The 1,501-nt window shown below is 55.7% G+C and carries 2 protein-coding genes; both read right to left on the reverse strand.

Annotated features, from left to right (window positions below):
• Positions 1-367 (reverse strand): hypothetical protein (locus DW754_RS10805; protein ID WP_199583797.1); only part of this gene is annotated, 367 nt, incomplete at its 3' end.
• Between the two features lie 305 nt (positions 368-672).
• Positions 673-1,501 (reverse strand): LPXTG cell wall anchor domain-containing protein (locus DW754_RS10810; RefSeq protein ID WP_147486958.1); only part of this gene is annotated, 829 nt, incomplete at its 5' end.

Consider the following 1,501-nt stretch of genomic DNA (forward strand, 5'->3'; position numbering starts at 1 on the left):
CTTGCAGCGACGGACCTCGGGACGCTCTTACACCACGTCTGCGCGCGCCACCAAGGGATTCCTTATATATGGCGGCTTGCGCCAAATTAGTGTCGTAGTTCTCTTGAAAAATGGCAATTTTAGTATCGATTTCCGCAATTTTCTCGGGACTTGCGGCGTCTTTTGCGGCCTCGAGGTTTTTGAGCGCTTCCTGCATGGCTGCATACGCTTTTTCCCTTGCGGCGGCCGCGTCTTCCGTCTGCAAGGCAACTGCACCGGTGGGGGAGCTGGTTTCCGCCGCGATCGCCGTTGCGGGGGCGATTCCCGCGACGAGTGCCGCGGAAAGGGCGATGCCCAAGGTTGCTCTTCTTGCGAGAATGTCGTTCATCTCGGCACCTCATTTCAAGGGTCGGCGACTCACTTGGTAGCACTAATGTAAGTATATCAGGCGGTTTGCCCGCCATTGATCGGGCGTGCGCGTATACCCCTTGATTAACAGCCATTAAATCTATCCCTTAAGGAATGCGGCTTGCTAGTGTTGTCTGGGCATTGATGGCTACGTGGTTCAAGAGACGGCGGCGTTGGCATCTGTTTTAACAAGTAAAGAGGCCCGCTTCCTTCGTTTGAGTTGGGGAAGCGGGGTCTCTTTTGATTTTGGGCTTGCGGATTGGCAAAGGCGACGTTCGCTGGTAGCTACCTTGAGTTCTTGATGCGGCGCACACCCGCGGTGGCTATTCCGAGTCCTGTGACGGCGATGCCTGCGAGTGCGATTGCGCTCGGCGCTGTGTCGCCCGTATTTGCAAGCTTGCCGCCTGCATTTGCTTGCTTGGTGGAGCTCGGTCGAGCGTCTTTGCCTGATGTGGGCGAATTGGTGGGCAGCGTTGTTCCGGACGGCTGCGCTGAGCCGGCGGGCGGTGTCGTCTCTGCCGGTTGCGTTATCTCGGGCGAGGTGGCCTTGTCTGCTGCAGCTTTTGCCTCTTCGTATGCTTTGCAGGCGTCGTCATAGGCCGTTTGCGCCTTTTCCAAATTGTCGAGGAGCGCATCTCGCCAGGCTGTGAACTGGTCGATATGGGCTTTATACTTCTCTGCATCACGCTCACGGTCATTAACTTGTCTTTCCTGCCTTTTGAGGCGGTCCTGGGCCTCGCGGAGCTCCATTTCGCAAAAGTCAACTCGCGCTTTTGCCGTTACGATCTCTTGGTGCAACGACTTTATTTGCTGTTTAATAGTTTCGGCAAGCTCCTCGTCGCCGAGTGCTTCGACTGCCTTAAGCTCCTCAAGTTTGTTGTCTAATTTTTCCTGGAGCTTGCTTACCCGGTTGATGGCCTCGTCGTTTTTGGCTTGGGCTGCATCGATGTCCGCTTGCATGGTGGGGAGGGATTCCCTCAATTCGGCGGCTTGCGCCGCCATCTTGTCGCGGAGCTCTTGAAAACGGGCAATGTCATCATTGAATCTCGCAATTTTCTCGAGACTTGCGGCGTCTTTTGCGGCCTCGAGGTTTTTGAGCGCTTCCTGCATGGCT

It is taken from the genome of Collinsella sp. AM29-10AC, from assembly GCF_003469085.1.
Lineage (GTDB): Bacteria > Actinomycetota > Coriobacteriia > Coriobacteriales > Coriobacteriaceae > Collinsella.